The 17,813-nt window shown below is 35.9% G+C and carries 13 protein-coding genes; 3 read left to right on the forward strand and 10 right to left on the reverse strand.

The window, feature by feature from the left end:
• The first annotated feature begins 2 nt into the window (after nt 1-2).
• Complete coding sequence (locus tag GQR60_RS03215; protein ID WP_124991549.1) at nt 3-2,015, forward strand: hypothetical protein; 2,013 nt, start codon at nt 3-5, stop codon at nt 2,013-2,015.
• 30 nt (nt 2,016-2,045) lie between these two features.
• Here the strand turns inward: GQR60_RS03215 and GQR60_RS03220 are convergent, their stop codons facing one another.
• The 3 genes from GQR60_RS03220 to GQR60_RS03230 all read right to left on the reverse strand — a co-directional run bounded on the left by GQR60_RS03220 (nt 2,046) and on the right by GQR60_RS03230 (nt 5,532).
• Nucleotides 2,046-2,447 (reverse strand): GFA family protein, encoded by a 402-nt coding sequence (locus GQR60_RS03220; RefSeq protein WP_124991550.1) that lies wholly within the window; start codon nt 2,445-2,447, stop codon nt 2,046-2,048.
• 618 nt (nt 2,448-3,065) lie between these two features.
• Nucleotides 3,066-4,688, reverse strand: a complete 1,623-nt coding sequence (locus tag GQR60_RS03225) for an RNA-directed DNA polymerase (RefSeq protein ID WP_124991551.1) — start codon at nt 4,686-4,688, stop codon at nt 3,066-3,068.
• 226 nt (nt 4,689-4,914) lie between these two features.
• Entirely contained in the window at nt 4,915-5,532 is a 618-nt protein-coding gene (locus GQR60_RS03230) for a hypothetical protein (RefSeq protein ID WP_124991552.1), read from the reverse strand.
• 814 nt (nt 5,533-6,346) lie between these two features.
• Between GQR60_RS03230 and GQR60_RS03235 the strand changes: the two genes are divergently transcribed.
• Nucleotides 6,347-7,000: a hypothetical protein gene (locus GQR60_RS03235; protein ID WP_124991553.1), complete on the forward strand. Its 654-nt coding sequence runs from the start codon at nt 6,347-6,349 to the stop codon at nt 6,998-7,000.
• A 1,040-nt stretch (nt 7,001-8,040) separates the two neighbouring features.
• Here GQR60_RS03235 and GQR60_RS03240 read toward each other — a convergent pair.
• The 7 genes from GQR60_RS03240 to GQR60_RS03270 form a co-directional block, all read right to left on the reverse strand.
• On the reverse strand, nt 8,041-9,837 hold the full coding sequence (locus GQR60_RS03240; RefSeq protein WP_124991554.1) for an ABC transporter ATP-binding protein: 1,797 nt from the start codon (nt 9,835-9,837) through the stop codon (nt 8,041-8,043).
• Between the two features lie 149 nt (nt 9,838-9,986).
• Nucleotides 9,987-10,418, reverse strand: a complete 432-nt coding sequence (locus GQR60_RS03245) for a hypothetical protein (RefSeq protein ID WP_124991555.1) — start codon at nt 10,416-10,418, stop codon at nt 9,987-9,989.
• 67 nt (nt 10,419-10,485) lie between these two features.
• On the reverse strand, nt 10,486-11,559 hold the full coding sequence (locus GQR60_RS03250; RefSeq protein WP_160463400.1) for a PAS domain-containing sensor histidine kinase: 1,074 nt from the start codon (nt 11,557-11,559) through the stop codon (nt 10,486-10,488).
• A 215-nt stretch (nt 11,560-11,774) separates the two neighbouring features.
• Nucleotides 11,775-12,503 (reverse strand): hypothetical protein, encoded by a 729-nt coding sequence (locus GQR60_RS03255; RefSeq protein WP_191991585.1) that lies wholly within the window; start codon nt 12,501-12,503, stop codon nt 11,775-11,777.
• 98 nt (nt 12,504-12,601) lie between these two features.
• Entirely contained in the window at nt 12,602-13,144 is a 543-nt protein-coding gene (locus GQR60_RS03260; RefSeq protein WP_124991557.1) for a DUF4468 domain-containing protein, read from the reverse strand.
• 410 nt (nt 13,145-13,554) lie between these two features.
• Nucleotides 13,555-14,493 (reverse strand): mechanosensitive ion channel family protein, encoded by a 939-nt coding sequence (locus GQR60_RS03265; protein WP_124991558.1) that lies wholly within the window; start codon nt 14,491-14,493, stop codon nt 13,555-13,557.
• A gap of 203 nt (nt 14,494-14,696) precedes the next feature.
• Nucleotides 14,697-16,745 (reverse strand): hypothetical protein, encoded by a 2,049-nt coding sequence (locus tag GQR60_RS03270; RefSeq protein WP_124991559.1) that lies wholly within the window; start codon nt 16,743-16,745, stop codon nt 14,697-14,699.
• 252 nt (nt 16,746-16,997) lie between these two features.
• On the opposite strand from GQR60_RS03270, the gene GQR60_RS03275 reads away from it, so the two are divergent.
• A complete protein-coding gene (locus GQR60_RS03275; protein ID WP_101311547.1) occupies nt 16,998-17,705 on the forward strand; it encodes a YebC/PmpR family DNA-binding transcriptional regulator in 708 nt (235 codons plus the stop codon).
• The last annotated feature ends 108 nt before the right edge of the window (nt 17,706-17,813 follow it).

Genomic DNA, 17,813 nt, shown 5'->3' on the forward strand with positions numbered 1-17,813 from the left:
TTATGAATTCAAGAAAATTAAATATACTAATCATTTCACTGCTGCTATCATTTATCAGTTTAGCACAGAAGCCTAAAAAAATATACAATAATTATCTGTTCAAAGGCATGGAGGCAAGTGCAAAGGCTGATATTGACAAAGAACTTGGTAAGGCTAAAGAAGATTTCGATAAAGTTTTGTTAGAAGAACCTGAATCGGCAATGGCTAATTTAGGACTAGCCATTGTTTACTCCTATGATGAATATTCTGGCAAAGATTATTTTAAAGCCTGGGGATACTTTCAGAAAGCTTATGAAGCACAATCTCAGTTTACTGCAGACGATAACGATGTTTTAAATGATTTGTTTTCCAAACAAGATAAAAGGCGCAGCAATAGAACTGTAATTAAAAACATGGACTGGCAGCGCCAGCAAGTGGAAGATAAGTTGATTAAATATGTGCGGGAGGAAAATAACACAGATTATGCCAAGCGGTTTTTAAAAGAATTTCCTGATTCGAAATACTATACCAATGTTTCACATATTCTGAATTACATCCTGTTTCGTGAAGCCGAGAATAAAAATACGCTTGCTGCATTTAATCAGTTTTTAAATGATTATCCTGAATCAGCTCAAGCTGATATCGCAACAAAGATGCGCAATCAATTAGCCTATAAAACTGCTGTAAATGAGGGAACGTTAAATAGTTTCCGGAATTTTGTTGAAACATATCCTGAGGCTGCTCAAGTTGATGAGGCTAAGAAATTAATGGAAGGAATGGCTTTTAAAGAAGCATCCGATAAAAATACACTTGAAGCTATTGAGCGTTTTATGGTCGAATTTTCCAATTCATCAAAAATGTCGGAAGCTAAAGCTGTAAAACAGAAATTGCTTTTTGAATGGGCTAAAAGTGTAAATAGCATAGAGGCTTACAACAAATTTGTGTCTGCATTCCCCGAAGGCAGTCGTTACGTTGATATTTTTAATCTAAAAGCCAGTGTATTGGGAGAAGAGATCCTTACGGATTTTCCAAAGGAAAATTACCAATTTGTAAAAGGATTCGATAACCAGCAGTTTAACGATTTTGGGGGTGGAATTGCCAAACGCCCAAATGGAGAGCTTGTAGTAGCTGCATCGTCGTGCAAAGCAGAGGGAGAGATGTATGACTCTTGGCTTTTAGGCTTAGATGCTAGTGGAAAAATGATTTGGAATAAGATGTTGGGAAACCGTTTTGATGATCTTGTAAATAAAGTCAGCATAAGTGCTCAGAACGAAATTTATGTTGCCGGTATTACTGATGCCATAGTCGATAGTGTGGCGGGGCAAGCGTGGCTTTATAAGCTTGATGCCAATGGTAAAAATATATTTAATCAAAGAATTGATATGGATGAAGTACTTGATTTTGTAGTTGATCCCGACAATAAAATTTTAGTTGCAGGCTATAGCAAAAACACAAAAGATTCCACTTTTACGCCTGGTTTGGTAAAACTGAATGCGAATGGTAAAATGTTGTGGTCCCGTGCCTACTCAAGTAAGGGCAAGCTTTATAATTTAGCTGGTGATACCTCAGGTATCGCTTATGCTGCTGCCGGCAACTGGATATTTGCTGTTAACCAGGCAGGTTATTTAAAATGGGATATTTTGTTGGATCAAGATGTAAAATCGACCGCTGTTGGTAGTAATGGGAACAATACACTGGTTTTTGCCGGTTTAAATACTACAGGAGCTTTTGCAAGCGCATATAATACAAATGGGGAAAAGATTTGGGAATCTCCTATTCCTGTTTCCGGAAATGGAAACATAGAACAAATTATAAGCTTACCGGATAATAGTTTTGTGATTGCAGGAACATTTAATCACAAAATAAAAGTCGTCCATATCGATGAAACAGGGATTATTCAATCAGAAAAAGAATTTAGTTTGCCACAAGGAATTAAACTAAACGATTTAACAGCTGCTGATGAGAATTTTGTAGCAGTTAGTGCCACAAGATTAACGGAAAAAGGCGATTTAATTGTATTTGAAATGGAGCTGTAAAAAAAAGATTCGTAAAAAAGGACTTTTTTCTTATTCAGGGAAACGTCCAAATTTCTTTATTTCTTCCAACGACTCATCCCAACTTGCTTTATTTGAGATAAAAATATGTGCATTGGGTCGTTTTTCTAATTTAGTATCTAAACATCCTGCTGGAACAACTAAAAGTTTACCGTCCATTTGTATATTGGGTAAAGCTGATCCACAATTTGTACAAAAGGCTTTCACATGATTACTCTTAGGTGGTTGAAATATTTTAATTTCAGTTTGTGTTTTTATCCATTCTAGTTTAGCTGTTGTGGAAAACAAATTTGCAGCATGAGCAGTCCCTGTGTCTTTCCTACAATATCTGCAATGGCATAAATAAAAACTCTCAAAGTCACCTATAACTTTAAATTTAATTTTTTTGCATAAACAAGAACCCAAGTATTCCATATGATAAGTCTCTTTTTTTAATTATGAATTTAGTTGAAATCACCCCGCTGCCGCACGAATCCTTTCGTGTGGCTTTTATTTTTTTATAGAAGAACGCGATACAATCGCGCACTAGCGGGGTTAAACAGTAATTTATTCATTACAAATATAGGATTTTCAAAGAGTAATTTTATCTACCGATCGAAGGGAGATCACGAAACGAAGTGAGTCATGCGCCCATAAGCAAGTCGCATTTTCAAATCACGAACACCTTTAAAATCATTATTCGTGAGTAATAAATTTACTTATTTGTAGTGGGAGGGAGCACACTTGCTAATGTTTCAACAGATTAGCTTGATATTCGCACCGTAGACATCAGAGACCCAATGTTTGCGATGCTCTCGGTTTGCGAAAGGAGTGGCGTTAAAGAATCCGCAAAGTGTTTACAGGCTTTTTTGATTGTAGCAAAAAGGAAATTATATGAAAGGCAGCATGTTAGTGCTGCCTTTTTTGTTTTGATGTTTATTTGGGTGGCTAAGCACCAAATTCGGCAAATAAAAACCAAATAGAAAATCCGCGAGGATTTATGTTAGCAGGCTCGCACCAAGCAATTAATTTTATACGTTCTTGCCACAGTTTTTAATACTGACTACTTCCGCCACCACCTCCAGAAACAATTGTTGTCGCTTCTTCGGTTTCAGGTTTATTGGTAGTTTTGCTTATTACTTCTGTAGGCTTCTTAACAGTAAACGTTTTTACTTTAGCATCTTCTTTATAAAAATATATTCCATTAGCCAATAATATTTCGAAATACTTGTTTTCATCAATAGGATTATCAGTTGGTACTAACCAACCTTTTTTAATTGATTCGTAGGTAAACAACCAATTTTCGTTCATTAAAGATTCTTCGGTTAATTCAGTTAGAAGTTGATCTGTGCTAACTGTTGCGTTAATATGACCTTTTCTTTTTAAATCCAATGCTATTAATATTGACACATAATCATTTGAAGCAAAAATCTGTTCTGCCATTTTATTTTTAAGTTTAATAGTAAATTCAACGCACATCCAAAGTGCCCAAGCTACTTCATAATTATGACCTTTAGGTAAATGAATATCAATTAGTTTCTCTATAATATTTTTTATTTTTATTTTTGAAATCCGACTAATATTAGATGCTAAAATTTCAGTTACAACTGGTAAAGTTCTTGGTTCTGTTATTCCGATTTTTAATATAAGTGATTCGTAAGTGTCCCAGTTTTCATCAAATAGTTGTAAATATTTGAGGACTTGAATTGAGAAAAGTAATACAGAATCTTTTGGATTTTCGTTAGAATGAATAAGAGACAGGCTTACAAATCTTTCAATATCTGTTAATTGAGAGTTTGCTCTTTTTCTAAACGTAAAAGAACCTAACTCAATCGACCATTTACTGTCAAAAGCAAAAGGAGCTTTAGATATTTTTGTTTTTTCTTCATTAATGTCAAGTTGAAATTCTGTTAGAAGAGATTGAATAAATTTGAATGCTTTTTCAGCATCAGCATAACTATCGCAATACAAGTAATAATCGTCTATGAACCTAAAGGATTTTACATTTTTCAATTTTGCTTGAATTCGTTCGTCCATCATACAAGTTATTATTTCCGCTATAACCAACGAAGTGTCTGGACCAACTGGAATTCCTACTGTTTGACCAGAGTTAAGATTTCTTAAATCTTTATCTAATGCATTTCCAAGCATTGTCATATCACTTCTATTTGCTTTTGCTATTGGTTTTGTATGTACTAGCCAAGGAATGGAATGTGTGTAAATTGTTCCGTAGAACCTCGAAACATCAGTTTTTACTTCATAGAGATTGGCAAATGATTCATTTGAGCGCCTTCTTTTAAATGCACTAAAGTTATGTTTGGAAATTAATGCTCTGTTCTTTTTAGGGTCTTCAATCGGCGAACTTGAGGAAATAGTGGATTTTTTTAAAATTCCATCAATTTCAGTCCATCTATCTGCAATAGTTGAAGTTAATTTAGATTGGTGAAGTGGATTTGGAATATTTATAATCCGTCTTGATAATTGCACTTTAGGAATTGAAAAAACAACCCATTTGGAATCAGAATATTTTAAACGCTCTGGTTTACTAAATGGACGTGATATCGAATTCCATTGTGTTTTAATGGTGTTTATTTTATCTGAAAAAGTCTTGCTTTCAAATGGTGGTGGAAGTTCTTTCGGGAAATATCCCAATTTAAGCAGTTCTTTTTCTGTCATTTTCGATGTTTTTTTAAATTGTGTGTTAACGGTCTTGCAAAGCTTCTTGGGTGAATTAAAACAGTTGCCTTAACAATGTGCCAAGGAAGCAAGCCGATTAAATTTACTTATTTATATTTTGAACAAGCCAAATTTACAAGGCTTGCTGGTGTTTCCAAATTGCACTAAACTTTCAAAGAGCTTATCAACACCCATAATAATTTAGCTTTTTGCTGGCACTTGTGCGTTATAGATATTTCCTCAGAGCTTTATAAAAATTATATTTTTCTTTATGTAGTATTTTCAATTCATCTCGAACATCATTATGCCAATTCATGTTTTCTATGGATTCAGTAAAGTCTTTTATGGATTCATCGTCTTCCTTCCAAGCCTTCTCTATATTGTGCCTATATTCATCAGTTCGTTTTAAAATTTTGCTCAAGATGGATTCAACTTTCTTTACTTCTGGCTTTAAATGAAGACCAGGAAACAAATAATCCTTATTCATGTTTACTGAGGATCCTATTCGGTTAATTTGATTCATTAAAGAGCTTACGAAACCATGTATATTCTTTGATTTTGGAATTTTCATTTCGTTATTTAATGTTTCCAAAATTGAATCAATTAAAAAAATGAAATCTTTATATGTTTCATATCTCAGGTCGAACAATTTCCTATTCGTAGTGTTTATTTCATTCATCCAAAATTGGAAAATACCAAATCCAAGTCCCAGAATTGAGAATATTCCTGCAAATCTTTTTTCATTATCTGTAGTTAACTCAAGATGGAAAAATAATATCCACGTGAGAAATATAATTGCAATTAAGAATGAAAAAGGTAAAATATATCTAATGTGTTTCTTCATGTTTTTAGCATTGGTGCCAACTTATTAGAATGTCCACTGGTGCGCTTATTTCTACTATATCAAAAAAAGGTGCACAATACATTGTCTTATGGTATGTCTTGTGCCTTGCTACCGCACGATTGCTATCCCTCCAACAGAACAGACAAACAACAACTTTCTCTAAAGGCCATTAAAAATAAGCATTAAATGCACTAAACAGTAGTAATTAGGTAGAGAAATCAATTTGTACTTGTAAAAAAGAACTGCTCTACATAAGTTGAGGTGAAAAAAGCAGAAGAAGGTGCAATTTATTGCGGAAGAATATCGATACATAATTATTTCTGAACTGGAAATGCCCGTTTTTACTGCTGCAGAGTCCATTTCTGGCTTGCAGAGCTCATTTTTGGTCTGCAGAGCCCATTTCTGGTCTACAGAATGCATTTTTGCACTTGCAACATCCATTTTTGATCCACAGAGCCCATTTTTATACTTGCAATGTCCATTTTTTGGTCTGCAGAACTCATTTCCGGTCTGCAGAATGCATTTTTACACTTGCAGCATCCATTTTTGATTCACAGAAGCCATTCTGATCTTTTCAACAGCTGGTTCGACTGCTAATGAGAGCATTCCGGCTTTAAAGAATTTCCATACTATTTACAATATCGATTTCAGTCTGTGTATCCCTGGGTTTTTACTATAATAGTAGGGGTTGGTCAATTTTGTATTGAAGAAATAATTCAATTTTATGTTGTTTAAATATTTCTTTTTTAAATTATAAATCGGTAGTTTCATCGGGAAATTAATTAAACGTAAACAAATTTAAATTTATAAAGTAATGAGTTTTATTAGATCTGAATCCAAATTTTTAGAACGTACCCGTATTGCCTTAAGCAATGCCGAATCTCAACCTGATATTAAAGCTGCTTTGATCCCTTTTGGTATCGATGATGCAAAATTTGCCGAAGGTTGGGCGGTGTATAACAAAGCCAAAAGCATTTGGGAATTAAATGCAAAAGAAGGGGCAGAAACAAGTCTTGCTTCGAACGCCTACAGTACAAAGTATAATGAGGTGACTGCGAAGTTTAAAAGGCACCGCGATTTAACCCGGATTCTTTGCACAAAAGATCCTGATATTTTAGTGGAGTTGGGTATAAAAGGGCATTTGCCGGGTCAATACAACGAGTATTTCGACCTGATGAAATTGTTTTATACGACAATTGCAGGCAGTCCAGTTATTCAAGCAAAACTTGCAGTAATTAAGCTGACTCCTGAGCTCGCTGCAGACTGTCTGACAGAACTCGATACGGTGCTTGCACTTCGATCTGAGTTCGACAAAGAAATGGGAGAGTCGCAGGCCTCAACCGAATTAAAGAATGCAGTTCTAAACGAATTGAGCGATTGGATGGATGATTTCGATATCCTTGCAAAACTTGCTTTTTACGACACACCGCAACGCCTCGAAGTATTAGGTGTTTTGGTGAAAAGCTAAGTCCAAAAAACCCTAAGATATAAAGCACAGCCCGATTGTTGATTTCAACTTTTAGGCTGTGCTTTTTTGTGCATCGCTTATTATGGGAAATTTGGTATTTCGTCATGCTCTGACTATAAGCAAGCTGTTCTTGTCAGGGTATGATTAGTATTTACAGATAATGCCACGGTACTCTGTACCTAAAAATCATGAAAATGGCTGTTGCTACAAATACCACGGTGCTCTGCACCTTATTCTCATGCGGTAATTTGTATTCAAAAAATATTCAAGGAAAGGGAAAAGCAGCAGCGCTGCGAAGTATTTGTAGAAATTACAAGCCGAATTTTAAAAAAGGTGCAGCGCACCGAAGCTTTTATTAATACGAATCGGTATTTCGTCATGCTCTTACTGGTATTTACAGATAATGCCACGGTACTCTGCACCTTATTCTCGTGCGGTAATTTGTATTCAAAAAATATTCAAGGAAAGGGAAAAGCAGCAGCACTGCGAAGTATTTGTAGAAATTACAAGCTGGATTTTAAAAAAGGTGCAGCGCACCGCAGCTTTTATTAATACGAATCGCTATTTGGTCATGCTCTGACTATAAGCAAGCCGTTCTTGTCAGGGTATGACTAGTATTTACAGATGATGCCACGGTACTCTGTACCTAAAAATCATGAACATGGCTGTTGCTACAAATACCACGGTGCTCTGCACCTTATTCTCATGCGGTAATTTGTATTCAAAAAATATTCAAGGAAAGGGAAAAGCAGCAGCGCTGCGAAGTATTTATAGAAATTACAAGCCGAATTTTAAAAAAGGTGCAGCGCACCGCAGCTTTTATTAATACGAATCGATATTTCGTCATGCTCTGACTATAAGCAAGCCGTTCCTGTCAGGGTATGACTAGTATTTACAGATAATGCCACGGTACTCTGTACCTAAAAATCATGAAAATGGCTGTTGCTACAAATACCACGGTGCTCTGCACCTTTATTTCTTTTGTCTTATAATAAGTGCAAACCCTATAAAATCATAAGGATCTGCGTCTTATTTAATTTTTAATTCGAATACTGCAGCTGAATCAGTTTATTGTATTTCCCGTCAGTAATATTCATTAAGGCCTCGTGTGTGCCTTGTTCTACAATCTCACCCTGTTCCAATACAACAATTTCATCCGCCTTTCTAATTGTGGACAAGCGGTGGGCTATTACAATAGATGTTCTTCCTGTCATCAGTTTCTCAAGAGCCTCCTGAACCAGCATTTCCGATTCGGAGTCGAGTGAGGAGGTGGCTTCATCCAATATTAAAATTTTAGGATTTTTAAGAATCGCACGGGCAATGGCAATTCTCTGGCGCTGACCACCTGAAAGCTGTGTGCCGCGTTCGCCGACAATGGTTTCGAATTTTTCTGGAAAGCGTTCAATAAATTCCAAGGCGTTGGCTTTTTGTGCGGCTTCGTATATTTCCTGCGCGCTGGCACCCGGTTTTCCGTAAGCTATGTTTTCACTGATGCTTCCACCAAACAGAAAAATATCTTGCGGCACTAGTGAAATCTGACTTCGTAAAGCTGATAAGGGGAAATCATGACTATCGTGCTGGTCAAAAAATAAGCTGTTTTTAGGTGGCATGTGCAACAGCAGCAGGAGCGAGGCCATGGTACTTTTTCCGGCGCCGCTATGCCCAACCAGAGCAATCATTTTATTGCTTTCAATTTTTAAATTGATATTGTTTAAAACCTTTTGCTCACTTCTCGAAGGGTAGGCGAAATTTAAATTTTTCAGACTGATTTCTCCCTGCATTTTGAATTTGGGATCTATATCATTGACATCCTGAATGTCTTCAGGTTCTTCATCATAGATTTTGAACAGGTCTTCGGTTGCACCGATAAATTTCTGAATATTGGTATATACATTGGCCAGGCCGCTGATAGTACCACCTACAAAAACAGAATAAATTACAAAGGAAAATAAATCTCCGGCCTGCATTTCGCCTGCTTGCAGTAAACGGGAGCCTTGCCATACCATAGCTGCAATAGCACCAAAAAGTCCGAGAATAATAAAAGAGGAAAATGCCCCTCTGTATTTGCCTCGGGTGATGCCCAAACCGGCTATTTCCAAGGTTTTCTTTTTGTAACGGGCAATTTCAATATACTCATTGGTAAAAGCCTTCACGCTTTGTATGCCTTGCAGTGTTTCTTCAATAATTGTGTTTGAATCGGCCAGTTTTGTTTGTACATCTTTTGAGAATTTGCGGATAAACCGGCCAAAAAACCTGGCAACAATCATGGTTGGCGGCAGTGTAATCAGCATAAAGGCAGTCAGCTTTATCGAGATAATCCCCAAAAGGGTAATACCCCCTGTAATTACGATAATCTGACGGATGAATTCAGCCAAAGTACTGGTCATTGTTTCCTGCAGCAACACCACATCTGCCGATATTCTGCTGTTAAGTTCTCCCACTCTTCGTCTTTCAAAAAATTGCAGGGGAAGCTTTATTAAGTGGCGGTAGGTGGCTTGCCGCAGTGCTGCTAAAGATCTTTCTGTTACGTTCACAAACAATACAATACGGAAATAGGAGAAGGTGGCCTGAAGAATCAATACACAAACAATTAAAACAGCGGTTTGATTCAGGCTTTGGCCTAGGGTAGTGTTATTGCCTGAGTTCACCAAATCACCCAAGAGCTTTGGAAAAGCCAGACTCGCCAAACTCGAACCCAATAAGAAAAAGATCCCTAAAAAGTATTGTCCCCGGTAGGGTTTAATGTATTTGTAAAGTCTAAAGGCACTTTGTAAACCACTTTTATTTATTTTCCCTTTCGGAACATTCGATGTATCTGCTGTATGTGTTCTTGCCATTCTTTGATATCACTATTTAAAACAATTCCTAATAATAAGAAAATTAGTCGGGATAATCTTTGTAAGTGATATCTTTTATTGGCTGCCCATGATAAATACTTTTATCTGCAAAATCTTTTTGGGGAGCAGTGGAGGACAAAAATAGATTATTAGCCGACAAATAATTTTTCGATTTCTTTTGTCACATAGTTCAAATGGCAATTGTCAATGTTAAGCCATTTAATTGAGGCTTCTACAGTACTAAATGTTCTGTACTGAAGTGGTGATATGTTTTCGTTTAACGTGAACAGGATTGTTTTCGTAACATGGTCGGGTGTAGAGGTTAATAAAACAAGCCGCATTAGTCCTGTTAGCTTTACGTTTTCTTTCACCCAATTGCCATATTCGAACAATTCATCTTCTGTCAGATTTATAGTTGCGTTTCTAAGATCAACAATAAAACCAAACTTAGGATTAAAATCTTTGTCGTTAATAATATCACTCTTTAGCTGTTGCATCTTGTTTTTAGTGATATTATTTTGATGATATTGAATAACCAGGCCAATATCCTTTAAAATCGAGTATTTGTATATGTCTGACATTGTCTGTAAAAATGAAATTAGTATTGTTTTTATAAAAAATGAAGAATACGATGAGCTTGTTTGTACCTTATTTTTTATTGTATAAAGGGAGGGTGAATTTGAAAACACTTCCTTTTTCTATTTCGCTTTCAACCCAAATGTCACCTTTGTGTTTTTCCACAAATTCTTTGCAAAGAATCAATCCCAGTCCAGACCCTTTTTCCTTTTTAGTACCTTTGGAAGTTGTATTTTCAGAAATATCAAATAGCTTTTTAAGAGTTTTGTTATTAATCCCAACTCCATTATCCGAAACAGAAATTTCGACATACGTGTGTTTCGGAATTGCAGAAATGGTAATACATCCTTCGGGTTTAGTGAATTTAATTGCATTGGAAATAAGATTTCGTAAAATAGTTTTCAGCATATTTTCATCGGCATTAACCGCAATCTTATCGGTTTGAATCTGATTTATTGATATGTTTTTAATTTTTGCTGTTGCATTTGAGTTTTTTACTGTCTCTTCGATAATGGATGATAAAACTATTTTTTTTGGCTTATAAATTAAAGTTCCAGTTTGTGATTTTGCCCAATTCAATAAATTGTCAAGTAAAACAAGAGTGCTTTTGGCAGTTGTATTTATTAATTTTAAATACTCTTCCGTTTCTAACTCATCAAAATCATTTGCGTCTTCAATCAACAATTCCGAAAATCCCAAAATACTCGAGAACGGCGTTCTTAAATCGTGCGCAATTATTGAAAAAAGTTTGTCTTTTGTTGCATTAAGTTCTATTAAGCGCTTTTGGTTTTCTTTTAAAGCTTGTTCTGCATCTTTATATTCAGTAATGTCAAGTATGATACCAACAATTCCACAAAACTCATTTTTCTCATTAATTATATTGGCCTTATGAAAAATGATATCATGAAAAGTTCCGTCAGCATATTTCACATTGCATTCATAGGTTTGATTTTCCAGATTATCACGTAATTCGCAATCTGCATTGTAATATTTGTCGGCAAGTTCCTTTGGTGCAATATCGTAAACACTTGAATTTATAACTTTTGATTTGGGCAGGCCCAGATAATTTGCAAAAGCATCATTACAATTGGTATAGATAAAGTCTTTGTTTTTTACAAACAAAGGATTCGGGATTGTATTAATCATTTTATCCTGAATTTTTAATTCAAGCTTTAATTTGATTATTTCTTTTTCCAGATCTTGATATGTAGGTTTGCCCTGGGTCATTTTTTGTTCTTAAGATATCTGTAAATATGCACAATAAACTTTTGTACGGTAAGCCTTGTGCTCTTGTTTGTATTTTGAGTTTTTTTGTTGCTTTAAAATTCTTCTTAGCCACATTCAATAGAGAACTCCGCAGCTTATTTTCTATAACGGCCTCTTCTGGTGTTTGTATTGGGTTTTTCCGAAGAACTGATTTTTGCGGCATTTTTTACTGTAGTATCAGGATCATCGCTTAAGTAAACGGCATCCTTAGTGCTTGATGTAATTGTAAGAATCCGTCCGTACTTTTCAGGCAGGTTCACACTTGTCGCATCTTTCCATTCTCCCTTTCCAAACACAGCAACTTTTTCTCCCTGTTCAAGAATTCCTTCCTTGTACCGAAGTGTTTTATTAAAGCCCCAAGAGCTCTCACTTTTAACTCCTTTACTATTCAGGTAATTTTCAAGATTCTGTGGTGCGTCGGTAAAAAATCCGGTAGAATAACTTTCGTCCTGAACAATGTAAGATTTAATTCGATCGTCATTTATAAATGCATAGCTGGTTTCTTCCCGAATTAAAAATTTGTTTGATATTTCCTCCTCAATAATCGTTTTCCATTTTGAACTATTGCCTGATGCCACTTTTTGCTCGATATGCACATAGTAATAAGAACATTGACGGTTCGAAAGAGGAGAGAGAAGGGGAGCATCAACAAATTCAACTGTTCCAACAATTCTCGCCAGCTCACCATCTTTAAAATCTGCAATTTTCCGAAGCTCCGATTTTTTTAGCTTTCGTTTAATAATGGCTTTTTTACTGAAAAAAACTGCTGATAGTAAAACTGTAACGATTATTGCAAAAATAATAAAGAAGAATACTGGTTCCATTTCTGTTGATTTATTTAGGGGGTGGGATAATTTATCTAAAAATTCGTCTTTCGTAGTTTAGTTATTTTCCTTTTTTACCAATCTGATATTTCAATATATCACCAATCATCTTCAGCTCCTTTCATTGCTATTTTTAAATCAGCTACGATATTTTTTATAGCTTCTTCAAATTTGGGGTAGTTCATTTTATTATTGTTAGCTGTTTTTTCAATTATTTTTTTTCCTGGGTTTTTCATTCCTGCATCTATCAAAGCTTTTTTAGCCCCTTCTGGGGAACAAGCTAATTCATATTCCTCTAGTGTTGATGTTGCCAATTCGCCAACTCTAATATTTGATATGTCATATTTAAACCTACCATCTTTCACAAAGATCTTAATTGTGTATTGCATTTTTATTTCAACTATCATTCCTGCTGCTTTTATAGGAACCTTGCTAAATCCTTTTCCTATAAGTTTACCAGAAACGGGATCATCCATCTGTAAAACATCATCAGCAGATTTAAAAGTTTCAGCAAACCATCCTCGGGCAGAAGAATAGAGTTGGTCAGCAGTTTTATCAGGAGCTTCGATTACCTCAGTAAACTCTTTTGCAAATGCAGAAACACTGAACAGTAGCAGGATTCCAAGTAATAGTTTTTTCATTTGTTGGTTTAATTTTGTTTAAGCGTCTAATTTAACAAAAAAAGTAATAAGGAACTTTTAGTGAAATGTTTTTCATCCAGTGGCTATTACGATTTGCTATCAGAGGGCTTTGAGCAACAGGATTATTTATTCAAAAACGAAAGCCATTTTGTTGTTTTTCCCCGTGTGCCCCGTGCTCAATTCTATTTTAATCTCTTCTATGTACTATTTATCAGATTTTTCTACCACAGAGGGTACGGAGTTGCACAGAGAATAGTAAGTTGATCTGTACTTTTACCAGAATCTAATTTCATATCAGAACGAATTCCAATCAAGTAAAAGCAAAAAAGACCATCCCTTGCGGGACAGTCTGTATCATTTATAGCTGCCAGATCATTACATGTAAAAGTCTTATTTTACGGTCAACTGCTTTAATCGTGACCTTCTGTTTCTGTGCTGTTTTTATCAGTAATAGTTATTCTTGTTTTAGGCAAGCTGTCCGGGTAATTGTTTTGGATGAATTCGATCATTTTTTCACGGATATAAACTCTTAAATCCCATGCTGTTGGCGAATTTCTGGCACTTACAAGTATTCTTATCTCCAGGGTATTTTCCTTCGAATCGGTTACCTGCAGTACATTTACCTTTTTATCCCACAAATTACTTTTAGTTAACAGGTTTGTTAGTTCCTTTCTTAAAGCATCAAATGGAATTGTATAGTCCGTATACAAAAAAACGGAACCAATAATATCTGCATTGTTTCGGGTCCAATTTTGAAATGGTTTCTCTAAAAAATACGTTGATGGCAATACCAAACGCCTCTGATCCCACAGTCTGACTACTACGTAGGTTAGATTGATTTCTTCAATCCATCCCCACTCATTTTCAACAAGAACAGCATCGTCAATTCTGAATGGCTGCGTAATTGCAATCTGAATTCCGGCTAATAGTGTGCCAACAACTTTCTGTGCCGAAATACCTATTATAACACCTGCCAATCCTGCCGAGGCAAAAATACCAATTCCAATTTTCCTGATATTCTCAAAGGAAAGCAATATCAATCCTATGGCCGAAAGTACTATAATAAATACGAGTACCTTTTCCAGAATATTGAATTGCGTATGTAATTTTCTGGATTTAAGATTGTCCTCCTTAGAGATATCAAACCTTTTTAAAAACATTGTTTTAATTCTTTTGATTACCTCAATTATGAGCCATGCAAAAGCGATTATTAACAGATTGTTTTTTTGATCAATTAGCAAGGAGTCTTCCAGTTCAGAAATATTTAAAATTGAATCTAACAGAGGTTCAATTGCTAATATGATTAATATGATTAAAATGATTAGTGTGAGTTTGAAATATTTTTTCATTTTTCCGTGTTTTTTAATGGACTTTCCCTTTTTGCTTGAAGTGTGCAGGTTTTTGATATGTATTCATTGCAACTAAGCATTGAATTTATGCAATATTTATGATTATACAGTTGTGATTAAGGAGTAAACACGTTTTTTTAGGCCTAAAAATAAAAGAGACCATTCCTTGCGGAACAGTCTCAATCATCTATTTTAATTGTTTATTACTTCAATTCTTCCAAAGCCTCTTTAGCTGCTTTCAATAAAGGTTGTGCAGATAAATCGTTACCAGTAGCTTCCACCATCCATTGGTTAGGAGTCAAACGTCCTTGTTTAAAGATTCGGTCTATTTCCGTTGGGAAGCTTTTTCCCTTTAAGTGCTGTTCCAATTGAAACTCGATTATATTTCCAAATGCATAGTTCGATAAATACAACGGACTGTTCAGCATGTGTGAGTATACGGCCAAAATAGTCTGATCTTTTACGCCGTAAACAGGAGCGTAGAACTCATTCCAAACTTCTTTTGCAATTCGCATGGCAGCATCGCGCAATTGTGCCGAATTGGCTTCCGGATTTGCATACAGCCATTTCCACATGCGGATATCCAATACCGAAACACCCATTATTTCGTAGGCACTCCAGAATAAATCAAGCTTTTTTAACGCATCTTCCTGAGGTGAATCGTTATGAATTCCCAGCAATAACAGGTCTCTTTTTTGGAAAATGAAAGCTAAAGCTTCTGTAAATGCGGTGTTCGGAACTCCATTCATCACAAAGTTATCCACATCATAAAGCGATATGGTTTGCTCCACATTGTGCCCAAACTCATGAACCGCAATGTTGTAGCCTTTGTAATCCATGCCCTTTTCACCAATTCGGGTACGCAGGTGAGCCTTTTGTCCTTTGGCAGCACCGCCCCAGGCGTGTCCCGAGCCTCTTGCCGGATCAACAGCAATATGAGCTCCCAACCATTGTGCTCTTTCCTTATCGTAACCCAGTTTTACCAATAAATTTGGTAAATCAGCTTCCAAAGCAGCCGCGTCAGGGTACAATTTACGGGTCTGGGCATCCAGCTTCGACTCATCCATTCCGCTGCGGGCTTTAAAACCATCGTACCAAATGTCGAAAGGTTCCAAATCACGACCTAATCGTTGTTTAATTAGTTCACCAACTTTTTTGGTTTCCTCGGAGCGCATAAAATCCGTAAAGATTTTTTCAGTTGCTTCCGCAGATATTTCTTTGGCACCATCATATTGTCTTTTGATGAAGGTGTTCTGATCCGGATAGTAAGGATCGATTGCCTTATTGGCATGGAAATTATTCAGAATTTGCTGATATCTTTCATTTGGTTCAGGTGTTGCTTCAATTGTTTTTCCATTCTGATAAACCAGATTGGAATACGGATCCCATTCCAAATTCCCGTTATTAATCACCTTTTCAGGGATTTCCTGAGAAATAATGCGCTGCATCACCTGATAAATCATCTTCTGCTTTTCTAAACCATCTTTTTTGTTGGCATAGTTGGCTTTAAGCTCATCGCGCAGGTTCCAGTGCGACAAAAGAACTTTGTCTTCAGGGAAGAAACGATTTCCTTCGGCATCAGTTAAATGACCCACATAAATGTTGTAATCCATAATGTAAACATCCGATTCGGCAGCAGCTTTACCAACTTCCTGTAAAAGTTCTGCAGGAACCCGGGCAGTAAAATAATCACCCAAACGGGCATAAGCCCATTGCTGACGAGTCCATTCTTTAGCATTTGCTTCTTTTTCTTCCAAACTGAACGGAGGAAAATTCAAGGCAATAATAAAAGCAATCTTGTTTTGGTAAAAATCATTCATCCAGTGCGAATCTACGCTGTAAGCACCAAATGCATTGTCGATAGCATGTTGTTCGAAGGTGTTCAAGTGCACCGGTTCCAGTAACTCAAGAGTAATTTTGTTGAAATTACCGGTGATAACCTCGATGTTTCTTGAAATCTTTTGAAAAACAAGTTCTCTTTCCGCCTGATCGGAGATATAGTTTTCTTTACAGAAGGTTTTAAAATCTTCTTCTGAGCCATCACTGCCGCGCCACAGGTTGGCGGCATGTTTTACGCCTTTTTCCATAAGGGATTTGTTTGTGCCTGAATTCGAATTTCCAAGCTCATCAATTACCTGAGCTATGGTTTTGGCCGAAATAGCAGAGACATCAGCCTTTTTATCCATTTTTACTTGATTTCCGCAGGAGGACAGCAGTAATGCTGCAGAAAACAGAATGATAATCTTTTTCATTTGATTAGGGTTGTTATTTGTTTGATTTAGTATCGCTAAAAATACGAATTCAAGCTCATTCAAACAATGAGCTTTTTCATGCTTTATAGTTGCGCAGAGGAATCGAAAACAAAAAAATGAAATGCATTTTGTGCTGTAAATAAATCATTGAAACACAACATTTATAATTTACTCCTTTAAAAAAAATGTACTTTCGTTTTACAGATTGGATAACATGTGCTATTTTTGCGCAAAATATTATATACATAAATTATGGGAAGAGCATTTGAATTTAGGAAAGCGCGAAAGTTTAAGCGTTGGGATAAGATGGCCAAAGCCTTTACACGAATTGGAAAAGATATCGTGATGGCAATAAAAGAAGGTGGCCCTGATCCGGCAACGAATTCTCGTTTGCGTGCAGTTATTCAAAATGCAAAGGCAGTAAACATGCCTAAGGATAATGTTGAAAGAGCAATTAAAAAAGCAACATCTAAAGATCAGAAGGACTATAAGGAAATTATCTACGAAGGATATGCTCCGCATGGTATTGCTGTTTTAGTTGAGACTGCAACCGACAACCATACCAGAACGGTAGCAGATGTTCGCTCTTATTTTTCAAAATGCAAAGGTAGTTTAGGTACTGCCGGTAGTGTTGAATTCATGTTTGAACACAAATGTCATTTTCAGATTGAAAACAAAGGTCAGGATATTGAAGAATTGGAGTTCGAATTAATCGACATAGGAGTAGAGGAAGTATTTGCAGAGGAGGAAGGAATCATGCTTTACGGCAACTTCCCTGATTTTGGAAAAATACAAGCTTATCTGGAAGAGAACGAAATTGAAGTAATTTCATCAGGTTTCGAAAGAATTCCAATGGATACAAAAGAATTAACTGAGGAACAAGTTGCAGATGTTGAAAAACTGCTGGAAAAATTGGAAGACAACGACGATGTTCAGAATGTTTACCACAATATGGCATAAGAAAATCGCCGTTTAAGATATAATTTCATGATACAGAGCCTGATTCGTTTAACGGATCAGGCTTTTTTATTTTGCTAAAGTGAATAAAAAGAATAAAGGGTCTTTTTT

It is taken from the genome of Labilibaculum euxinicum (genome assembly GCF_009795715.1).
GTDB classification, from domain to species: Bacteria; Bacteroidota; Bacteroidia; order Bacteroidales; family Marinifilaceae; genus Labilibaculum; species Labilibaculum euxinus.

Bases quoted from the DNA above. Each gene is read 5' to 3' on its own strand.
- GQR60_RS03215 (WP_124991549.1), top strand. From the start codon at position 3: ATGAATTCAAGAAAATTAAATATACTAATCATTTCACTGCTGCTATCA.
- GQR60_RS03220 (WP_124991550.1), bottom strand. From the start codon at position 2,447: ATGGAATACTTGGGTTCTTGTTTATGCAAAAAAATTAAATTTAAAGTT.
- GQR60_RS03225 (WP_124991551.1), bottom strand. From the start codon at position 4,688: ATGACAGAAAAAGAACTGCTTAAATTGGGATATTTCCCGAAAGAACTT.
- GQR60_RS03230 (WP_124991552.1), bottom strand. From the start codon at position 5,532: ATGAAGAAACACATTAGATATATTTTACCTTTTTCATTCTTAATTGCA.
- GQR60_RS03235 (WP_124991553.1), top strand. From the start codon at position 6,347: ATGAGTTTTATTAGATCTGAATCCAAATTTTTAGAACGTACCCGTATT.
- GQR60_RS03240 (WP_124991554.1), bottom strand. From the start codon at position 9,837: ATGGCAAGAACACATACAGCAGATACATCGAATGTTCCGAAAGGGAAA.
- GQR60_RS03245 (WP_124991555.1), bottom strand. From the start codon at position 10,418: ATGTCAGACATATACAAATACTCGATTTTAAAGGATATTGGCCTGGTT.
- GQR60_RS03250 (WP_160463400.1), bottom strand. From the start codon at position 11,559: ATGATTAATACAATCCCGAATCCTTTGTTTGTAAAAAACAAAGACTTT.
- GQR60_RS03255 (WP_191991585.1), bottom strand. From the start codon at position 12,503: ATGGAACCAGTATTCTTCTTTATTATTTTTGCAATAATCGTTACAGTT.
- GQR60_RS03260 (WP_124991557.1), bottom strand. From the start codon at position 13,144: ATGAAAAAACTATTACTTGGAATCCTGCTACTGTTCAGTGTTTCTGCA.
- GQR60_RS03265 (WP_124991558.1), bottom strand. From the start codon at position 14,493: ATGAAAAAATATTTCAAACTCACACTAATCATTTTAATCATATTAATC.
- GQR60_RS03270 (WP_124991559.1), bottom strand. From the start codon at position 16,745: ATGAAAAAGATTATCATTCTGTTTTCTGCAGCATTACTGCTGTCCTCC.
- GQR60_RS03275 (WP_101311547.1), top strand. From the start codon at position 16,998: ATGGGAAGAGCATTTGAATTTAGGAAAGCGCGAAAGTTTAAGCGTTGG.